This window comes from Pseudonocardia oroxyli (genome assembly GCF_900102195.1).
In the GTDB taxonomy this organism is placed as follows: domain Bacteria; phylum Actinomycetota; class Actinomycetes; order Mycobacteriales; family Pseudonocardiaceae; genus Pseudonocardia; species Pseudonocardia oroxyli.
In genome coordinates this window covers 183154-201977 of sequence record NZ_FNBE01000006.1, presented here as the reverse complement: position 1 = coordinate 201977, position 18824 = coordinate 183154, and the positions used below count along the sequence as shown (strand labels likewise).

General features: G+C 73.9%; 21 protein-coding genes and 1 tRNA gene. 6 read left to right on the top strand and 16 right to left on the bottom strand.

Going from position 1 to position 18824, the window contains the following annotated elements; translation table 11 throughout:
* Window positions 1–34: 34 nt before the first annotated feature.
* Entirely contained in the window at window positions 35–622 is a 588-nt protein-coding gene (locus BLS43_RS11475) for a helix-turn-helix domain-containing protein (RefSeq protein WP_245707432.1), read from the top strand.
* On the top strand, window positions 615–1589 hold the full coding sequence (locus BLS43_RS11470; protein WP_176921278.1) for an AIR synthase related protein: 975 nt from the start codon (window positions 615–617) through the stop codon (window positions 1587–1589). The genes BLS43_RS11475 and BLS43_RS11470 overlap by 8 nt, the downstream gene beginning before the upstream one ends.
* Before the next feature lie 60 nt (window positions 1590–1649).
* Here the strand turns inward: BLS43_RS11470 and BLS43_RS11465 are convergent, their stop codons facing one another.
* The 4 genes from BLS43_RS11465 to BLS43_RS11450 form a co-directional block, all read right to left on the bottom strand.
* Window positions 1650–2885 (bottom strand): acyl-CoA dehydrogenase family protein, encoded by a 1236-nt coding sequence (locus tag BLS43_RS11465; protein ID WP_093082131.1) that lies wholly within the window; start codon window positions 2883–2885, stop codon window positions 1650–1652.
* Window positions 2886–2922: 37 nt separating this feature from the next.
* Window positions 2923–3861 carry an AraC-like ligand-binding domain-containing protein gene (locus tag BLS43_RS11460; RefSeq protein ID WP_093082126.1) on the bottom strand — a complete coding sequence of 313 codons (939 nt, stop codon included), beginning with the start codon at window positions 3859–3861 and terminating at the stop codon, window positions 2923–2925.
* A gap of 118 nt (window positions 3862–3979) precedes the next feature.
* Window positions 3980–4345 (bottom strand): hypothetical protein, encoded by a 366-nt coding sequence (locus tag BLS43_RS11455; protein WP_093082122.1) that lies wholly within the window; start codon window positions 4343–4345, stop codon window positions 3980–3982.
* Between the two features lie 95 nt (window positions 4346–4440).
* Entirely contained in the window at window positions 4441–5466 is a 1026-nt protein-coding gene (locus BLS43_RS11450; RefSeq protein WP_093082683.1) for a 6-phosphofructokinase, read from the bottom strand.
* Window positions 5467–5550: 84 nt separating this feature from the next.
* Between BLS43_RS11450 and BLS43_RS11445 the strand changes: the two genes are divergently transcribed.
* Complete coding sequence (locus BLS43_RS11445) at window positions 5551–5976, top strand: hypothetical protein (protein WP_093082117.1); 426 nt, start codon at window positions 5551–5553, stop codon at window positions 5974–5976.
* A gap of 113 nt (window positions 5977–6089) precedes the next feature.
* Window positions 6090–8117: a PhoX family protein gene (locus BLS43_RS11440; RefSeq protein ID WP_245707431.1), complete on the top strand. Its 2028-nt coding sequence runs from the start codon at window positions 6090–6092 to the stop codon at window positions 8115–8117.
* 31 nt (window positions 8118–8148) lie between these two features.
* Here BLS43_RS11440 and BLS43_RS30490 read toward each other — a convergent pair whose 3' ends face one another.
* The 9 genes from BLS43_RS30490 to BLS43_RS11400 all read right to left on the bottom strand — a co-directional run bounded on the left by BLS43_RS30490 (window position 8149) and on the right by BLS43_RS11400 (window position 16224).
* Window positions 8149–8883, bottom strand: coding sequence for a VldE C-terminal domain-containing protein (locus tag BLS43_RS30490; protein WP_218129790.1), 735 nt, complete (start codon window positions 8881–8883; stop codon window positions 8149–8151).
* 157 nt (window positions 8884–9040) lie between these two features.
* A complete protein-coding gene (locus tag BLS43_RS11430) occupies window positions 9041–9721 on the bottom strand; it encodes a VldE C-terminal domain-containing protein (RefSeq protein WP_093082112.1) in 681 nt (226 codons plus the stop codon).
* 617 nt (window positions 9722–10338) lie between these two features.
* Window positions 10339–10533 (bottom strand): hypothetical protein, encoded by a 195-nt coding sequence (locus tag BLS43_RS11425; protein WP_237193053.1) that lies wholly within the window; start codon window positions 10531–10533, stop codon window positions 10339–10341.
* Between the two features lie 167 nt (window positions 10534–10700).
* Window positions 10701–11369: a class I SAM-dependent methyltransferase gene (locus BLS43_RS11420; protein ID WP_245707430.1), complete on the bottom strand. Its 669-nt coding sequence runs from the start codon at window positions 11367–11369 to the stop codon at window positions 10701–10703.
* A 13-nt stretch (window positions 11370–11382) separates the two neighbouring features.
* Window positions 11383–12354 carry an NAD(P)/FAD-dependent oxidoreductase gene (locus tag BLS43_RS11415; protein ID WP_093082104.1) on the bottom strand — a complete coding sequence of 324 codons (972 nt, stop codon included), beginning with the start codon at window positions 12352–12354 and terminating at the stop codon, window positions 11383–11385.
* A gap of 60 nt (window positions 12355–12414) precedes the next feature.
* Window positions 12415–12975: a DinB family protein gene (locus BLS43_RS11410; protein ID WP_093082100.1), complete on the bottom strand. Its 561-nt coding sequence runs from the start codon at window positions 12973–12975 to the stop codon at window positions 12415–12417.
* Entirely contained in the window at window positions 12972–14474 is a 1503-nt protein-coding gene (locus BLS43_RS29935; protein WP_176921277.1) for a lipopolysaccharide biosynthesis protein, read from the bottom strand. The genes BLS43_RS11410 and BLS43_RS29935 overlap by 4 nt, the downstream gene beginning before the upstream one ends.
* Window positions 14471–15586, bottom strand: coding sequence for a hypothetical protein (locus BLS43_RS29930; protein WP_176921276.1), 1116 nt, complete (start codon window positions 15584–15586; stop codon window positions 14471–14473). The genes BLS43_RS29935 and BLS43_RS29930 overlap by 4 nt, the downstream gene beginning before the upstream one ends.
* Window positions 15587–15888: 302 nt before the next feature.
* On the bottom strand, window positions 15889–16224 hold the full coding sequence (locus BLS43_RS11400; protein WP_218129789.1) for an AraC family transcriptional regulator: 336 nt from the start codon (window positions 16222–16224) through the stop codon (window positions 15889–15891).
* A gap of 113 nt (window positions 16225–16337) precedes the next feature.
* Between BLS43_RS11400 and BLS43_RS11395 the strand changes: the two genes are divergently transcribed.
* On the top strand, window positions 16338–16841 hold the full coding sequence (locus BLS43_RS11395) for a group I truncated hemoglobin (protein ID WP_093082091.1): 504 nt from the start codon (window positions 16338–16340) through the stop codon (window positions 16839–16841).
* Window positions 16842–16860: 19 nt separating this feature from the next.
* Window positions 16861–17076 carry a ferredoxin gene (locus BLS43_RS11390; protein ID WP_093082087.1) on the top strand — a complete coding sequence of 72 codons (216 nt, stop codon included), beginning with the start codon at window positions 16861–16863 and terminating at the stop codon, window positions 17074–17076.
* A gap of 51 nt (window positions 17077–17127) precedes the next feature.
* Here BLS43_RS11390 and BLS43_RS11385 read toward each other — a convergent pair.
* The 3 genes from BLS43_RS11385 to BLS43_RS11375 form a co-directional block, all read right to left on the bottom strand.
* A tRNA-Arg gene (locus BLS43_RS11385) sits at window positions 17128–17199 on the bottom strand.
* Window positions 17200–17257: 58 nt separating this feature from the next.
* On the bottom strand, window positions 17258–17965 hold the full coding sequence (locus BLS43_RS11380) for a DUF305 domain-containing protein (protein ID WP_093082083.1): 708 nt from the start codon (window positions 17963–17965) through the stop codon (window positions 17258–17260).
* Window positions 17962–18768 carry a thioredoxin-like domain-containing protein gene (locus tag BLS43_RS11375; RefSeq protein ID WP_093082078.1) on the bottom strand — a complete coding sequence of 269 codons (807 nt, stop codon included), beginning with the start codon at window positions 18766–18768 and terminating at the stop codon, window positions 17962–17964. The genes BLS43_RS11380 and BLS43_RS11375 overlap by 4 nt, the downstream gene beginning before the upstream one ends.
* Window positions 18769–18824 lie beyond the last annotated feature (56 nt).

Sequence of the window (18824 nt, the reverse complement as noted above, 5' to 3'; positions counted from 1 at the left end):
TCACCATAGGTGGACGCCGTCTAGGATTGTCAACGTGAGCACGCCGTCCTGGGAGCCGATCGTCGACGCGATCGGGCCGAAGGTGCGCGCCGCCCGCAGCCGGTTGGGTCTGTCCCTCCAGCAGCTCGCGGCCCGCGCCGACGTCTCCGCGGCGGCCGTGCACAAGGTCGAACGTGGGGACATGGTGCCCACGATCACGACGTTGCTCAAGCTTGCGGGCGCCCTGGGGCAGCCCGTGTCGGCGTTCGTCGACGACAGCGGGTCCGAACCGCCCGCCGCCGTCCTGGTCAAGGCCGGTCAGCGGTTGCCCCCGCCGGGGGAGTGGGCGCCCGCGGCGCTCGGGATCCGGGTCGAGGGGCGGGCGACGGCGTCGGACGCGTTGCACGCCACCGCGGTCGAGGTGACCGTCGAGCCCGGCGGGCAGAGCGGCGACACCCGACCCCGGCGACCCGGCGAGGAGCTCGTGCTGGTGCACGAGGGCACGCTGACCGTGGAGGTCGCGGGGGAGACATACGAGGTGGAGGCGGGGGACACCGTGCACTATCCGACCGACCGGGGCCACTCCTGGCACAACCGGGGCGATGGCCCGGTGCGCGCGACCTGGGTGGTGCTGCGTGGCTGAGTCGACGGCCGGTTCCGCAGGCTCCACCTCTGAGTCGCTCGCCGACATCGCCGCCGCCTGCCTCGCCAACCCCGGGCTCGCGGCGAAGGCCGAGATCGCGCTCGTCGGGGAGGTGTTGGGGGACACCGACTGGCAGGGCGGACCGGGAGACGACGGCGCGGTCGTCGGGGACGGGATCATCGCCTGCGGGGAGGCCCTGTTCCCGCCGTTCGTGGCCGCCGACCCGCACGGCGCCGGGTTCGCCGCGGTGCTCGCCAACGTCAACGACGTGGCCGCGATGGGCGGGGTCCCGCTGGGGATCGTGGACACCGTGGTCGCCTCGGAACCCCTGGCGCGCAAGGCCTTCGCCGGCATGCGGGAGGCCGCCGAGCTCTACGACGTCCCGATCGTCGGCGGGCACTTCACCCTGCACGACGGCCAGCCGTCCATCTCGGCGTTCGCCGTCGGGCGGTCGGCGGCGCCGCTGTCGGTCACCCGCGCGGCCCCCGGGCAGTCGCTGGTCGTCGCGGCGGCGCTCGACGGGCGGATGCGCGAGGACTTCCCCTTCTTCCCGGCCTTCGAGTCGCGGGGGCGGCGCAGCGCGGGAGACGTCCGGCTGCTGGGCGCCCTGGCCGAGGCCGGGATCGTGGTGGCGGCCAAGGACATCAGCATGGCCGGGCTCGTGGGGTCGCTGGCGATGCTGCTGGAGCCGGGTGCGCTCGGGGTGACGGTCGACGTGCCGGCGGTGCCCGCGCCCGCGGGGGTGCCGCTCGTCCGCTGGTTCAACTGTTTCCCGAGCTTCGGCTTCCTGCTGTGCGTGCCCGCGGGTCGGGAACCGGAGTGCCTGGCCGCGTTCGCCGAGCGCGACCTGGCGGCGGCGGTGGTCGGCACCCTGGACCCCAGCGGGAGCCTGGCCCTGCGCCGGGGCGAGGAGCGGGTCGAGGTCCTGGACCTGCGCACCACGCCGATCACCGGCCTGCCCCGCTGACCTGCGCCTCCGGCTCTCGTGCGTGGTAAATGGTGCCAGAGCACCACTGACCACGCACGGCTAGGTGAGGCCGGAGGCGGCGAGGGGGTCGTAGGCGGGGTCGCGGAGCAGGGCCTGGAGCTGGCGGCGCCGCACGCCGGTGTTGCTGCCCTCGATCACCGGGTAGGCCAGCGCCTCGTGCAGGGCGTCGACCAGCGGGAACGCGGTGTCGTAGGCGCTCACGCCCACGATCTTGACCAGGTCGTTGATCACGTCGACCGCGGTCTCGGAGCCGAACACCTTGGCGTGCAACGCCAGCTCGAGCCCGTTCGGGTCACCGGAGAGCGCCGCGTCGAGCGCCCGCCAGGACAGCAGGCGGACCGCCTCGATGCGGCCCTTCGCGTCGGCGAGGACGTCCGACACCGCCTGGTGGGCGATGATCGGTTCGGCACCGCCGCGGCGCTCGGTGGTGGCGAACCGGAAGGCGACGTCGAAGGCCCGCCGCATCGCCGCCGTCGCGAAGGTGCCGATGGACGCCCCACTGCCGGTGAAGGCGTTCAGGGTGAGCCGGGCCCCGTCGCCCTCGGCGCCGAGCAGGTTCGCGCGGGGCACGCGGACGTCGCGCAGCCGGATGCGCGCGGTGAGGCAGCCACGCAGGCCCGGCAGGTCGAGGTACTCCTCCACCTCGACGTGCCCGGCGAGCTGGGCCCGCTCCGCGACGAGCAGGGAGACCCCGCCCGGGGTGCGGCAGACGATCGTCATGAGGTCCGGCCCGTCGCCGTCCCAGCCGGGCAGGTGCGAGGCCCACTGCTTGGCGCCGTTGATCACCCAGTGGTCGCCGTCGGGGACGGCGGTGGTGCGGGTGCCCTCCGCCGGCGCGGGCGCCGCGAAGTTCGCGCTGCCGCCGGGCTCGGAGTAGGCCATCGCCGCGACCGGGGCGCCGGAGTCGGCCAGGAACGGCGCGACGAACCGGCGGATCTGCTCCGGGGTGCCCACCTCGTAGACCGGGGCGAGCGCGATCAGCGGACCGGCCAGCGAGATCACGAAGTCGGGGCTGTGCGTCGCCCACTCCTCGATCAGGATCGCGGCGTCCACCCCGCTGCCCGCCGCGCCACCGAACGGCACCGGGATCAGGCCCTTGAGGAAGCCCATCCCGACCGCCTTCTCCATCACCGGCCGGGCCAGCAGGGCCCGGCGCAGCGGGTCCGGTTCGGCGCGCACGGCGGCGGCGAGATCGCGCAGATGCTCCTCGGCGAACGCCCGGGCGACCGCCTTGAGCTGCTGCTGTTCCGGGGACAGGGTGAACGACACGGACACGGGGCCTCCTCGCTGGGCTGCCCCGAGCCTCGTCCGTTCAGCCGGACGCGGTCTTGGCTTCGGGTGCGGCGTTCCTGTGCCGTTCGCGCAGCTCCCGGGGCGCGACGCCGTAGCGGCGGCGGAAGGCTCGGCTGAACGCGGCCGGGTCCGGGTAGCCGTGGCGGGTGGCGATCGCGGTGACCGTCCCGCGCTCGGCCGGGTCGGCCAACGCCCGCGCGCACCGCTCCAGCCGCAGCTCCCGCACCGTGGCGGCGAAGGTCAGGGGATGGCCCTCGAAGGCGGCGTGCAGGGTGCGCGGCGCGACCGCGAACCGCCTGCAGACCGAGGCGACCGACAACCCGGGGTCACCGAGGTGCGCGGTCACGTGCCGCAGCACCGCCGCGCGCAGGTCCGCGGCGGTGGGGGCGGGACCGCCGAGGACGGCACCGACCGCCGAGGCGAAGGACTGCTCCAGGTCGGCGGGGGCGGTCTCCTCCAGCCCCCACAACGCGTCCATCAGCGCGGTCACGACCCGCCCGGTGCCCGCCCGCCCGTCGAGCGCCCGGCCGAGGGCGGGGGAGTCGGGCCGTCCGCCGAGGTGGGCGTGCGGGACCCGGAACGACAGCATCCGCCACGGCTCGTCGAACCGCAGGTAGTAGGGCTCGGTGGTGTCCAGCAGCACGAACCGGCCGGGCTCGACGACCGCGTCCCCCGCCGCCGTCCGCACCCGGCAGGAGCCCGCGAGCTGCAGGTTCACGAACACGTACGCCCCGGTGGAGCCGCCGACCTCGCGCGGGCCGTGGTCGGTGAGCTGCGGCCGGGACTCGATCCGGGCCCGGTTGACCCCGCCGAGCGCCCGGGTCTCGACGCGGGCCGCGAAGCCCGGCTCGGCCGCCGTGCGCGTCGGCCGCAGCGGGACGAAGGCCTGGCAGATCACCTCGTGCCAGACCGCGAACTGCTCCCGCGCGGGGTGGCTGCGGGTGTCCCAGACCGTCATCGCACCTCCGAGATCCGTCGAGGATGCTCCAGGAAGCACCGCCGGACAAGCCCGCACCGAGGTCGTGCGTGGTAAGTGGTGCTCTGGCACCACTTCCCACGCACGGGCGGCGGAGCCGCTACTCGGCGAGGCGGAGGTGGCGCGGGGCGGGGACCAGGGTGGGGCAGACCCCGTCACCCACCGCGCGGGCGTGCGGCTGCACCGGGGTGCGGGCGCCGCGCCGGGCGATGTCCGCGGCGAGCAGGAAGATCCGCAGCGCGCGGTCGGGGTCCTGCCAGCGGTGCTTCTCGGCGAACTCCACCCACTGCGCGGGTGGGATCGTCGACTCGGCGGGATACTCCAGCTCCGCCCAGGTCACGGCGGTCTCGAACAGCTCGACGACGGCGTCCGGGTCCGTCTCGACGGCCAGCAGGCGGTCGTGGTGGTCCCGCCGGGCACGGTCGCCCCGGCACTCGGCGGGACACGCGAGTCGGGTCAGCTCCACGGTCGACCTCCATTCGGCGGGTGCGTGGCTCCTTTCTAGGCCGCCATCCGGCGTGAATGATGTCCGACCGGTTACATCCGGACTACGACGTGTTTCTAGCCGAAGAACACCTCGGCCTCGGCGTAGAGCGCCGGGTCGACGGTCTTGAGCGCCTTGGTCGCCTCCAGCAGCGGCACCGTGACGATGTCCGTGCCGCGCAGGGCGGTCATCGTGCCCCACTCGCCCGCCTGCACGGCGTCGATCGCGTGCAGCCCGAACCGGGTGGCCAGCCAGCGGTCGCGCGCCGTCGGCGTGCCGCCGCGCTGCACGTGGCCCAGCACGGTGGTCCGGGCCTCGCGCCCCGACCGCGACTCGATCTGCTGCGCCAGCCAGTCGCCGACGCCGCCGAGCCGGGCGTGTCCGAACGCGTCCTTCCGGCCGCTCTGCAACACCTCGGCGCCGCCCTCGGGCATCGCGCCCTCCGACACCACGATGATCGAGGCGTACCGGTCCCGGAAGCGGCTCTCCACCCATCCGAGCACCCGCTCCACGGAGAACCGCTGCTCGGGGATCAGGATGGCGTTCGCCCCGCCCGCCATCCCGGCGTGCAGCGCGATCCAGCCCGCGTGCCTGCCCATGACCTCGACGATCAGCACCCGGTGGTGCGACTCGGCGGTGGTGTGCAACCGGTCGATGGCCTCGGTCGCGATGGACACCGCGGTGTCGAAGCCGAACGTGTAGTCGGTGCCGCCCAGGTCGTTGTCGATCGTCTTCGGCACGCCGACGACGCGCAGCCCCTCGTCGTGCAGCCGGGCCGCGACGCCGAGGGTGTCCTCTCCGCCGATCGCGATCAGCGCGTCCACCCGCAGGTCGTCGAGGCTGCGCCGGATCCGCTGCACGCCGTCGTCCGTCGCGAACGGGTTGGTCCGGGAGGAGCCCAGGACGGTGCCACCGCGCGGGAGCAGGCCGCGGACGTCGGGGATGTCGAGCGGCCGGACGTCCGCCTCCAGGACCCCGCGCCACCCGTCCCGGAACCCGACGAACTCGTGCCCGAAGGCGGGCACCCCCTTGCGGACGATCGCCCGCAGCACCGCGTTCAGACCCGGGCAGTCGCCGCCACCGGTCAGGACCCCGACTCGCATCCGCGCCTCCATCTCCATCGATGCAGAAGACCTGGATGTTACCGCCGTCACACTGAACGGCGCGCGTGCGGGGTAGTCCGCCGCATGTCCGACCTCGACTCCGCCCACGCCCGTCCCGCCGGCGTCTCCGACGACGCGGTGGCCGCCACCGGCAAGCTCTCCGAGATGCTCGAACGGATCGAGCGCGCCCGCGGCGCCCTGTACGAGTTCCACCAGCTCATGGGAGGTGCCGATGCCATGCTCGACGACGTCGTGGACCTGCTGCGCAAGGACGGCAGGCCCGAGTGGGCCGAGCGGATCGAGACGGAGATCCTGGGCCGCAACGTGCTCGAGGGGCGCTGGAGCTTCCAGGTCGTCGAGGAGTTCGACGACACCTACTACGGGCCCCTGCGCGACACCGAGCGCGCGCTGCGCGAGGACCTGGTGGGCGGCCGCAGGCACGTGTTCGAGGCGGAGATGAAGCAGGCCCGCCGCACCCACGGGCACCCGGCACACACCGCGACCCCATAGGGGATTCGTCACGATCATCCCGAGGTTCACGTTCTGTCCACTTGGTGCTCACCGCGGTTGCCTAGCGTCCCCGTGACCCGAACCGGTGAATCCACCCCACCTGGAGGACGACCGTGGCCCAGCCGTGCACCGGCGACCACCCGCCCCGCTCCCTGCCGGTCCTACACCGCGCGCGCCAGGGCCTGACCTGCCGTTTCCGCTGCGGAGACGCCTGCGCGAAGCGGGAACCGAACCGCTCGGCGAACCCGTACTTCGGCGAGGTCCTCGGTGCGGTGCTCGACCGCCGCGGGGTGCTGCGCGCCGGCGCCGTGCTCGGGCTGGCCGGCGGCGCGGTGGCCGTCGGCGGGCCCGCGCTCGCCGCGGCGGCCACGCCCGGCCCGCCGGTCGCTCCGGCGCCGTCTCCCGCTCCCTACGGCCTGGACTACGCGACCGTCCCGCCGAACACCGACGACGCCGTGCGCGTGCCCGGCGGGTACGCGCAGAACGTCGTGGTGCGGTGGGGCGACCCGATCCTGCCGGGCGCGCCGGAGTTCGACTTCGACCACCAGACGGCCGCGGCGCAGGCCCGGCAGTTCGGCTACAACAACGACTTCTGCGGGATCCTCCTGCTGGAGGGGCCGCTGCGGCGCTGGGTCCTGTTCTCCAACCACGAGTACACGATCGAGCCGCTGATGTTCCGCGACTACGACGCCGAGGCGCCGACCGAGGAGCAGGTGCGGATCGGGCTCGCCGCGCACGGGCACTCCGTCGTCGAGATCGTCCGGGACCGCGAGGGCCGGATGACCGTCGACGTGCAGGGCCCCCGCAACCGGCGGATCACCGGCAGCACCGAGTTCCTGCTCGACGGGCCCGCCGCCGGGTCGCCGCTGCTGCGGACGTCCGCGGACCCGACCGGCACCCTGGTGCTGGGCACGTTCAACAACTGCGCGGGCGGCACCACGCCGTGGGGCACCTTCCTGTCCGGGGAGGAGAACGTCGACCAGTACTTCGCGAACGCGCCCGCGGACCCGCGGCTCGCGCGCTACGGCTTCGAGCCGGGCCCGTCGGAGCGGGGCTGGGAGACGGTGGAGCGCCGGTTCGACCTGGCGCAGGAGCCGAACGAGGCGAACCGCTTCGGCTGGGTGGTCGAGGTCGACCCGCACGACCCGCACTCCCGGCCGGTCAAGCACACCGCGCTCGGGCGCTTCAAGCACGAGGGCGCCACGATCCGGCTGTCGAAGGAGGGTCATGCCGTCGCGTACATGGGCGACGACGAGCGGTTCGACTACGTCTACAAGTTCGTCTCCTCGGCGACGATGCGGAAGGGGCAGAGCCGCCGGGCCCGCGAGCACAACCTGTCGCTGCTCTCCGACGGCACGCTGTACGTCGCGAGGTTCACCGGCGACGGCGCCGAGGACGGGGAGTACGACGGCTCCGGTGAGTGGATCAAGCTCGCCGCGGGCTCCACGAGCTTCGTGCCCGGGATGACCGCCGAGGAGGTCTACGTCTTCACCCGCGAGGCGGGCGACAAGGTGGGCGCCACGAAGATGGACCGGCCCGAGGACGTCGAACCGAACCCGGCGAACGGGCACGTGTTCCTCGCGCTGACCAACAACACCGACCGCGGCAAGGCGGGCAAGGCGGGCCCGGACGAGGCGAACCCGCGCGCAGACAACAAGCACGGGCACGTCATCGAGCTCGTCGAGGCGGACGACGACCCGACCGGAACCTCCTTCACCTGGTCGATCCTGCTGGTCTGCGGCGATCCCGCCGACCCGTCGACCTACTTCGGCGGCTTCGACAAGTCCCAGGTCAGCCCGATCACCTCGCCGGACAACCTCGCCTTCGACACGCACGGCAACCTGTGGATCTCCACGGACTCGTCGCAGGCCCTGGAGCAGAACGACGGGCTGTTCGGCGTCTCGCTCACCGGCGAGACCCGGGGGCGGACCACCCAGTTCCTGTCGGTGCCGATCGGTGCGGAGACCTGCGGGCCGGTCGTGACGGACGACTTCGTCCTGGTCTCCGTGCAGCACCCCGGGGACGTCGACGACGCCTCACCCGACCGCCCGGGCTCGCACTGGCCCGACGGCGGCTCCGCCCAGCCGCGCCCGGCCGTCGTCAACGTCTACCGGGAGGACCGCGGCCGCATCGGGATCTGACCGCAGTGCTCCACGGTGCTCCACAGTGCAGCTAGGTGCAGAGGTCGGGGTCGGGGGTCCCGGAGGCGCCGCGGCCGAAGCTGATGTGCACGTGGTCGACGTGGTTCTCGGTGTCGCTGCCGCGGTTCTCCATGCGCGTCCAGCCGCTCCCGTGGTTGATCCGCTGCTCCCAGATCACGTACGTGATGCCGAGCGCCGCACGGTTGGCCAGCGCGCACTGCGCGATCCGGTCGCCCTGCGCGCCGCGGACCATGAGGTCCAACGCCAGGCCCGTCGCGTGGTCGGAGACGCGGGCCCGGCCCGCCACCCCGATGAGGTCCGGCTGGTCGTAGAGGCACGACAGGAACCGGGCGGCGTCCCGCACGTGCGACTTCACCGCGCCGAGCCCGCCGAGCGGCACGTCGCAGTGCACCCGGGCCTCGCGGGCCAGGCGCTCCTGCTCGGCCGCCCACGCCGCGTCGTTCAGGGCTGCGGACTTGCGGAGCCGCTCGGCGGCGTCGAGGCCCGGGGGCTCCCACGACGCGGCACGGACGGGGAGCACGCTCATCGCGATCCGGGTCCCGTCGACGACGGGGAGGGCCTCCTCGGCGACGTCGGACGAGGCCAGCCCGATCTGCGCGGCGGCCTGCCGCGGTGCGGCGTCCGCGCCCGGCAGCAGCGCCGCGGTGGGGGCCGCGACCGCGAGCGCGCCGCCCGTGACGGCCGCGGCGGTGACCCCGCGACGCAGGGCGCACACCCGGGACGGGGCGGAGCGGTGCCGCGACACGACCTGCCTTCTCGAACCGCCGGCCCGGGCGGAGCGGGGAGCGTCCAACGGGGAGCCGAACCGGTGTGTTCGCGACCGAATGTAGCGGAGAGGTCACGAAACGCCCGAAACGCTCCCCATGCCGTGAGATGTGCGTGTCGGCGCGCGCGGCGAACGGTCAGCAGGTGACCGGGGTCCCGCTCGGTGCCGAGCTCCGGAACGAGATGTGGACGTGGTCCTCGTGGTTGGCCGTGGGGCTGCCGCGGTCCTCCATGGGCTTCCAGCCCGAGCCCGTGTTGATCTGCTGGTCCCAGATCACGTAGGTCACGCCGAGTGCGTCCATGTTCTGCAGTGCGCAGGCGGCGATGGAGTCCCCCGTGACCTGGTTCGTCGTCATCAGGTCGAGGGCGAGGCCGCCCGGGTGGTCCGAGGCGTTGCCCCGGCTCCCGACGCCGAGCAGCGGCGGCTGCCCGAACCGGCAGCCGAGGAACTCCGCCGCGTCGGCGACCCAGGACTTCACCGCGCCCAGGCCGCTCGTGTTCAGCCCGCAGGAGGTGCTGCCCGAGCCCGCCCGCAGCGTCTGCCCGGAGAGCGCGGCCTTCGCGCGCTCCTCGGCGGCCCGCGCCTCCTGCTCGACGCGCTGCTGCTCGGCGACCGTGCGATCACCCGCGGAGCGCACGGCGTCGGACAGGTGGGTGAGCGAGACGGCCGGTGGGGGCGCGGCGGCCGCGTCCCCGGTGCCTGCGGGCACGCCCGCGAGGACACCCTCGACCACCGCGCCGCCGGTGACGGGCTGGTCGGGACGGTCCGGGGTGTCCGCCGCGGAGCCCACGCCGAACGCGGCGGCCGCGGTGTCCACTCCGGACACCAGTGGGCCCGCGAGCGGGGCGGCCGCACCGAGGACGGAGACGACGCCGCCCGCGGCGAGCGCGACGGCGGCCCCGTGACGGACGGGACCGGGGAGGGACCGGACCGCGTCCCCCGCTCGGGGAGCACGACGTCGTGGGGAGCTCGACGCCGTGGAGCGGGGGGACGCGGTGCGGCCTCGTGGGGAGCGATGCCGGGCCACTGCGACCTTTCCTCTTCCACTGCGACCACGGCCCGATCGGGGAGCACTCCCGACCCGGGGGAGCGGAGCTTCGGGGGCTCCACGGGTCGTTCGTGATCGTTCCGTGATCCTGTCGTGTCCGACGTTAGGGGCTGTCGCGCGGGGGTACGGCGTCGGATCCCCCCTGCTGAGACGATCGGAACGGGCCGAGCGGCGAGCGGCAGCGGACGTGGCGTCGGTAACGGTGGACGGCCGGCTGTGGCGCGGGCCACCGCGCATCGGCCGCTCGTCGCGCCCGGACGTGCGGCGGCAAGACGCCCTAGTCCGAGAGGCGCCGGCGAACGGTGTGGCCGCTACTCCGTTCAGTCCATCAGGAACGACCGAGGGCCGCCCCGATCATCGGGACGGCCCTCGGAGTGCGCGGGGTGTCAGACGCGGTTGCGGTGTCGGCCGCCGAGTGTGCCGGGCAGGCCGCCGCGCCGGATGTACTGGGCCTCCTCCGCCACCTCACGGGTGGCGCAGGGCCAGATCGCGGCGATTCCGGACGCCTCGCGACACTCGCGGCAGTACCCCGCGGGGTCGGGGGAGTGCTGCTGGAGCGTGCGCTGCAACAGATCGGGCATGGCGGACAAGATGGACGCGAGCGCCACTGGTGTCACCTCCTGGGAGCGTGCAGCAGAAGGTAGTGGCGCAACTACGTCTGGTGACAGCAGGGTTGAGTGCAGACCGGTCAACGGGCTTCGGCGATCGGCGTACGGGAACGGCCGCCGTTCGCCCCTCCGTGAACGGGTCAGGACCTGCGGCGGGCGTGCAGGACGGCGTCGTGCCCGGTGACGGGCTCGCCGTCGAGGCCGATCAGCTGCCGCGGGCGGGTCTCCGCCGCGACGATCTCCCAGGTCGAGGGGTCGAGCTGGGCCGCGATCTCCTCGGCGGTGAACAGCATGTCGCCGACCGGCGGGCGGCCGATCTCGGGCTCCTCGAGGTCCTTCGGGTGGTGCCCCACGACCAGCAGGTGCCCGTCCGGCGCGACCGCGTCCGCGAGGCGGGCCACCAGCGGGGCGAACACCTCGGCGGGCTGGTGCATGAACTGCGAGTTCACCAGCTGGAAGACGCCGGCGGGCGGGGTCCAGGTGCGGACGTCCGCCTGCTCGGTCGTGATCTCCACGCCCGCCTCGGCGGCGTGCTCGGCGATCCGCTTGAGCGCCATCTGGGAGAAGTCGACGGCGGTGACCGCCCAGCCGCGGCGGGCGAGCCACACGGCGTCCGCCCCCTCGCCCGCGCCGACGTCGAGCGCGGCACCCGGGGTCAGCTCGTCCACCTGCGCCACGAGCTGCGGGTTCGGGAACCCGCTCCACACGAGCTCCTCGCCGCCGTAGCGCTCGTCCCAGGCGGAGGGCTCGAGCATCGCCCGGACCTCCTCCGCGGTCATCGCCCGGCCGTGCCCGTGTCCGTGTTCCATGCTCCCCATCCTGCTAGACCCCGTGCTGCGGCGTGCACAGCTCCCGCTCGGACGCCGGGGAGAACACCCGACCGCGCTCCACGGCCTCGCGGGTCTCCTCCGTGACGAGCGCAGCGTTGATCATCACCCCGGCCCGCATCCCCGCCGCGGCGGCCGCCACGACCTGGGCGGACACGTCCGTCGCATTGCCCGCGACGAACACACCCGGCACCGCCGTGGCGCCGGTCGGGTCCGCCGGGATCCGGGAGCCGATCACCCGGCCCAGCATCTCCACGGGTTCGGGCTCCAGCCCGAGCCCCGGCACGACGGTCGCCGTGACCCGCGGCGCGACCACCACCGCGTCCCGCGGCACGACCCGGCCGGACGCCAGCCGCACGCCCGTGAGCCGGTCGTCGGTCACCTCGATCCCGGCGACCTCCCCGTCGACGACGGCGATCCCCCGCGCACGCAGCTGCGCCCACTCGTCGGCGGTCGGCTCGTCGCCGGTGTGCAGGAACAGCGTCACGTCGGCGCTGAGCTGCGAGAACAGCAGTGCCTGGTGCATCCCGTTGCCGGTGGACAGCACGCCGACGGCCCGGCCGCGGACCTCGTAGCCGTGGCAGTAGGGGCAGTGCAGGACGTCCCGGCCCCAGCGGGCGGCGAGGCCCGGGACGTCCGGCAGCTCGTCGGTCAGGCCGGTGGCGAGGAGGATCCTCCGCGCGGTGACCGTCCGGTCCGCGAGCTCGACCCGGAAGCCGGGGTGCACGGCGAGCACGCGGTCGTCCACGAACTCCACGCCGTAGGCCGCCGCCTCCGCGCGGCCGATCGCGGCGAGCTCGCGGGGTGCCACGCCCTCTCGGCCCAGGTAGTTGTGCACGCCGTCGGCCGGGGCGTTGCGCGGCGCGCCCGCGTCGATCACCAGCACCGACCGCAGGCTCCGGGCCAGGGCCACCGCACCACTGAGGCCCGCGGCCCCGCCGCCGACCACCACCACGTCGTAATCCATGACGCGACTGTGCGGCCGCGCGCCCGAGGTCGGCAAGGATCGTTGCCGTTTCGGCAAGGACTACCGGTGGGCGTCCGCCTCGGCCTGCAGGTGGGCGACGTATCCGGGCCAGTCGAGGTCCCCGGGAACGTTGGTCGCGTCCGGCACCATGCCCGCGGCGCCGTCGACCAGCTCGCGGAGGATGTCCGCGTGCCCACAGTGGCGGTGCAGCTCCACGGCCATGTGGACCGCGATGCGGTGCAGCGTCACGTCCGGCTCCGCCCACCAGGAGACGTGCGCCGGATGGTCCAGGGGGAGCTCGGTCAGCGCGGCCTCGGCGTCCGCGACGGCCCTGGCGTACGCGTCCAGGATCAGCTCCCGCGACTCGCCGGGCTTGGCCCACATGTCGGCGTTGACCTCGTCGTCGGACCACTCGACGGCGTCCGGGCGGCCGAGCACCGCGCCGAAGTAGCCCGAGGTCGTCAGCGCCACGTGCTTGACCAGGCCCAACAGGTTCGTGCCGGTCGGAGTCAGGGGGCGGCGCACGTCGTACTCGGAGAGCCCGTCGAGCTTCCAGAGCAGCGCCTCCCAACCGCGGCGCAGGTAGCGCAGCAGGTCCTCTCGGCGGTCGGCCTCCGTCATGCGGGGGCCAGGGTCCGCACCACCGCGAGCTCGGCGGTGAAGCGCTTCCGCAGGACCGCCAGGGAGGCCACGGCGCCGATCGCGGCGGCGAGCGCGCCCACCGCGAGGGTGAGCAGGTCCGAGCCCACGGGCCGCACGGCCGCGGCGGCGCCCCACGTGGCGAGCGCGACGACCACCAGCGCGGGCAGGTGCTTGACGTACATGGCCAGCACGGCGCCCATCAGCCCGGGTGAGACCCGCGCGGAGAAGTGCAGCATGACCAGGAAGTGGAGCACGATCGCGACCGACGCGCCGACCGCGACGCCGTCCACCCCCCACCAGTGCGCCCCGACCAGGGTGAACGCCACGACCTCGGCGGCGTAGAGCCACTGCCGCCACGCCGCCCGGTACACCGCGCCCGTCGCACGGGTCAGCGAGGTGCTGATCTTGTACGACGTCCGCGGCAGCAGGACGAGCGCGAACACCTGGACGGGCAGGACCACCGCGTCCCACTGGGTGCCGAGCAGCACGTGGACGACCTCGGGGGCCAGCACGAACAGCAGGACGGCGGCCGGCACGGTGACCAGGGCGACCAGGCTGGCGGTCCGGACGTAGGCGGCCCGCAGCCGCGCTCCGTCCTCCCGCACCCGGGCCATGGCCGGGAACAGGGCCTTGTCCGCGGCCCCGCCGATGACGTTCGCGGGCTCGTTGAGCAGGTTGTACGCCCGGGTGTACACCCCGAGCGGGGCGGTGCCGAGCACGTTCGCCACGACGAGGTTGTCCGCGTTGAGCGCGAACCAGTTGCCGAGCTGGGTCAGCGAGTAGCCGGAGCCGAAGTTCAGCATGGGCCGCAGCCGATCCCACGCGCGCCGGTCCAGCCGCACGTGCGGCCGGGTCAGCGCGAGGTACCCGACCGCCTTGACCAGCGCCGCCGCGACCTCCGCCCAGGCGAGCGCGGCCGCGCCGAACCCGAGGAGCGCCAACACCACGCTGACGCCGATCAGCGCCGGGCCCGCGGCGAGCAGGTCGACGGTCGCCATCGGTCGGAAGCGCAGCTCCCGCTGCAGCAGCCCGGTGGGCACGGCGATGGCCCCCGCGAACAGCAGCGACAGCGACAGCAGCGGGATCAGGTCGGAGTCGGCGGGCAGCCCGACGAGGGGGTTGAGCGCCGTCGCGAAGCCCGCGAGCAGGGCCGCCATCACCACGGACAGGGTCATGGAGAACCAGAACGCGGCCGCGACGTCCCCGTCGGTCAGCTCCGCCCGGTGCACCAGCGCCGCGGCCACCCCGAGCTGGGTGACCAGCTGGGTCAGCCCGACGACGAGCAGCGCCGCCGCGACCGACCCGAACTCGTCCGGCGTGAGCAGCCGGGCCAGCACGACGGTGGCCACGATCTGCAGCACCGCCTGCCCGACCGAGCCGGTGAAGACCCACGCGAACCCCCGCGCGGTCCGGGCGGTGAGGCTGGGCGCGACGGTCGGCAGGGGTCGGGTCGGGTCCTCGCTCGCGTCGTCGTTCACGGACGGAACGCCGGGTGCACCCGCCCCGCCACGCCGAGCGCGGCCGACCAGGCCAGCTGCCGCGCGACCCGTCGCGGGGTCTCCCGACGACGACCGGGCGCGAGCAGCTGGGTGCGCCGCAGCCCACAGACGGCCGGATGGAACACGGAGTTGCCCACGCCCTTCGTCAGCACGAGGTTCGGCAGGCCGTCGCCCACCGACCGGAGCGCCTGCGGCACCCCGTGCAGACTCCAGCACGCCTCCCACTCGGGCTGCGGCGCGGGGTAGTCGAGGACGAACTCGAGATCGAGGATCTTGAGGCCCGCGTCCGGGTCTGTGACGAGGTTGTGCGGGGACAGGTCCAGCACGTAGCGGCCGCGTTCGTGCAGGTCGCGCACGAAGCGCACCAGGTCCCGCACGACGTGCGGGTGCAGCTGCGCGAGCCCGCCCGGCAGCGGCCGGACCACGTGGGCGCCGCTGTCGGCGTAGAACGGCGTGAGCAGCCAGTTCGGGCCGTGCTCGAGCAGCTCGGGCACCTCGGGGAGGTCCGCGAGCTCGGTCCGGGCCCGCAGCTCGCGCTGGAAGGACACGTCGGCGCCCGGGCGGAAGATCTTGCAGACGCTGCGGCCGTGCACCGGGTGGTCGACCAGCGCGACCCGCGACCGGAACCCGGGCGAGTCCCCACCCAGCATGCCCACCAGCGGGAACGGCACGGCGCAGGCCGCGGTGAGGGCCTGCACGCGCGGCAGCAGCCGGGTCGGCAGGTCGGGGTCGCCGAGCGCCGCCAGGAAGGCGAGGGCCTCGCGCGGGCCGGAGGAGACGTCGACCAGCGGGGCCGGGGTGCCGTCGGGGGAGAGCCTGCGGCGGGTGTGGTCCAGGACGTCCGCGACCCTTTGGGCCACGCTGCGCACGCCGGTCGCCCCCTCGGGCGGGGTGACGTCGCACGCGACGATCAGCGCGTACGCGTCGGGCGTGAGCCGCGACCGCTGCGCCCGGGTCAGGACGACCGTCTCGAGGATCTCCAGGCCGCGCGCGACGCCGGCGACGGCCTCGTCGAGCGCCGCGGCGACCACGTCCCGGACCACGAACACGGCGAGCCCGCGCCAGACGCCCGGCTCCACGCGTTGGGTCACATGATCGATCGTCAACTCGTCCCCCACTCGGCCTAGTCTGGGGGACTCTACGAAGAACGTGAACGATCAGTGAAATCCACTCGTCGGGCGGTCTGCCTGGCCGTGTCAGTGGAGCGTCGGCGAGGTGAACGGTCGACCTGCGCGCGGCCCTCGCCGGCGACCGCCCGGTCCTCGCGGGGTCGGGTCCCGGGGCCCGTGCCCGGCTCCCGGCACCCTTTGCCGTGACAGCGGATCCGCACACGGGCCGTCGTCGACGGCGGACTGCGGCCTGGTGAACACCTGGCGGCGCCTCGAGGAAGGCGTCACCCGTCCCTGAACTCGCGCGGCGAGACGCCGAACCGGCGGCGGAACACCCGGCTGAAGTGCGCCGGGTCGGGCAGTCCGCACCGGCGTCCGATCGTGGCGATGGACTCGCGGCGGCTCCCCACCCGCCGGATGTCGCCGTCCCGGCGCTGGAACGTGTGCTCCGTGCCGGCGATGCGCCGGACCCTGGTGCCGCCGACCTCGCGGAACCGGATCCGCCCCTGCACCTCGTGGCTCGCCGGGGCGACGAGGAGCGGCACGAAGCGGTCACTCACGCACTCGTGCCAGTACTCGAGCCGTTCGCGGGCGGGGACGGCCCTGGTGTCGACCTCCACGCCTCCCCGTGGACCACCGATCGACGCCGAGAGGGGTTGCCGCCGCGTGACATGTCTTGTCAATGCGTCGCGTCATGTTGACGCATTGAGCGCGGGGGTCGGAGGGTCGCGCCATGACTGACGCAGCAGAACCCACCACCACCGACGACCGCTCGCTCTACGAGCGTCTGGGCGGCTTGCCGGTCGTCACCTTCCTGGCCAAGACCCTCGTGCAGCGGGCCATGCTCAACCCCACCATCGGCCACATCTGGAACCACAAGACCCAGGCCGAGGTGCAGGAGGAGATCAACGGCTTCGTGGAGTTCCTCGGGGACCACTGGGGCGGCCCGCACACCTACACCGGCCCGGACATGGCCACGTCGCACCGCGGCATGGGCATCACCGAGGAGTACTGGACGGCGCTCTTCGACGACATCGTCACGCCCGCCTACGCCGAGTTCGGCCTCCCCGAGCGCGGGGCGAAGGAGATCGACGAGTTCCTCCGCTCGTTCAAGGACGTCGTCGTCGGCAGCCCGTCGTTCAAGGACGTCCTCCTCGCGAACCCGGAGATGGACGTGCTGGCCGGCTGGGAGAGCGTGGGCGTGCACTGGCCCGCTCCGCGCAGCGCCGCCGGCTGACGACTCACGGGAGCACCGCATGAGTGGGGACGACCCGACCGCGTGGCGGATCTACGTGTCACGGGGCTGCATCTCCGCGGGCCTGTGCCTGGCGATCGCGCCGGACCACTTCGAGTTCGTCGGCGTCCGGGCCCGCCCCACCGGGGCACCGCTCGACGAGGAGGGCGCCGCCGCCGTCCTCGACGCGGCGAACCAGTGCCCGGCCGCCGCCATCACGGTGGAGCGCCCGGGGTGATCCCCCCGGTCTGCTGCCCGGCTGGCCGCGAGCGACGCGGAGGGTGGACTGTGCCCCCGGCAGGATTCGAACCTGCGCTCCCGCCTCCGGAGGGCGGTGCTCTATCCCCTGAGCTACGGGGGCCGTGCGGCCCGGCCGCGGTGACCCGCGGCGACGAGGGAAACCCTACAGCACCCCGCGATCAGTTCATCGGGAGGGGCTGGGCGCCGTGTCGGGCCAGCAGGGAGGTCATGTAGTCCGACTCGCTCTGCTGCGCGGACAGCATCTGGGCGGCCAGGTTGCGGACCTCCGGGACGGACGCGCGGGCGGCCGCGTCCTGCAGCATCGCCACACCACCCTGGTGGTGGCGCAGCATCAGCTGGAGGAACAGGACGTCCAGCGCGGGGCCGGTCGAGGAGCGCAGGGCGGCCAGCTCGGCGTCCGACGCCATGCCCGGCATGCGGGCGCTGCCGGTGGCGCCCGCCATGCCGTGCCCGGCCATGCCGTCGGGCGACATCCACGTCATGTAGGGCCGCCCCACCGGGAACGCGGCCTGCCCCCACAGCCCCAGCCAGCCCTGCATGCGGCCGATCTGCTGGAGCTGCGTGGTCTCGATGTCGTAGGAGAGCTGGGTGAGCGCCGGGTCGGTGGTGTGGTCCCGCTCCCAGGCGGCCATCTGGACGGCCTGCTCGTGGTGGACCGACATGTCCTGCGCGAACTGGACGTCCACCGAGGTGCCCGACGGCACCGACGCGGCGTCCGAGCCCGCGCGGCCGAGCAGCAGCCCGCCCGCGCCGCCCAGCAGCAGCAGCGCCAGGACCGCCCCGATCACGACGAGCGGACGGACCCACCGCGGTTCGGCGCGGCCCTCCGGCTCCTCGACCACGGGGGACTCGGTGGCGGTGCTCACTGGCCGGAGGTGGGCATCTCGTCGGTCGCCGGGGTGGTGCCCGCCCCGCCCTGCTCGTCGACGACCGTGGTGCCGTTCACCGCGGACGCGGGCGGCGTGGGCGCGAACGGCGGCGGGTTCGCCGCCGAGAACAGGCCCTGCCCGATCTCGGAGCAGCTCGCCCCGACCTCCGGGTACTGGTACTGGTTGCGGCGCAGCGCGGTGATGAACTGGTCGACGCGCGGGTCGTTCGCGTCGCTCAGCTTGAGCTGGTGGCCCCAGGACTGCAGCGAGATGGGCTGGTCCAGGCCGGGGTACGGGGAGAGTGCGGTGTAGGGCTGCCCGTCGACCTTGGCCCGCAGGGTGTCCAGCGCGGCGCCGCTGACCTGGTCGGGGTTGTAGGCGATCCAGACGGCGCCGTGCTCCATCGAGTGCACCAGGTTCTCCTGGCGGACCGGCTCGGGGTAGACGGTGCCGACGCAGGTGGCCCAGTAGCCGTCGTGCGCGCCGCCGTAGGGCGGGGAGTGCGTGTAGGCGACCTGCTGGTTCGGCTGCACGTGCTGGCCCGCCTGGTAGGTCGCGGTGACCACGCCGGGGATCTGGGTCGACGGGTCGCGGTTGGTGTCGCTCGGCACGTACGGCGCGAGGAGCTCCTGGGCGGCGCTGTTCTCGTTGCCGCGCAGGACGGCGTACCCGAAGACCGCTCCCGCGAACAGCACCACGACGAGGACGCCCGCGATGAGGCCCCACGGCGTGGACTTCTGGGCGACGACCGAGGTGCGCGAGTTGCGCCGGTTCGCCTTGCTGGTCTTCCCGCTGGCCATGGGCGCAGAGTCTAGGAGCGCCACCTGAGAACCGGTTGAGGGGCTCTCCTAGACTC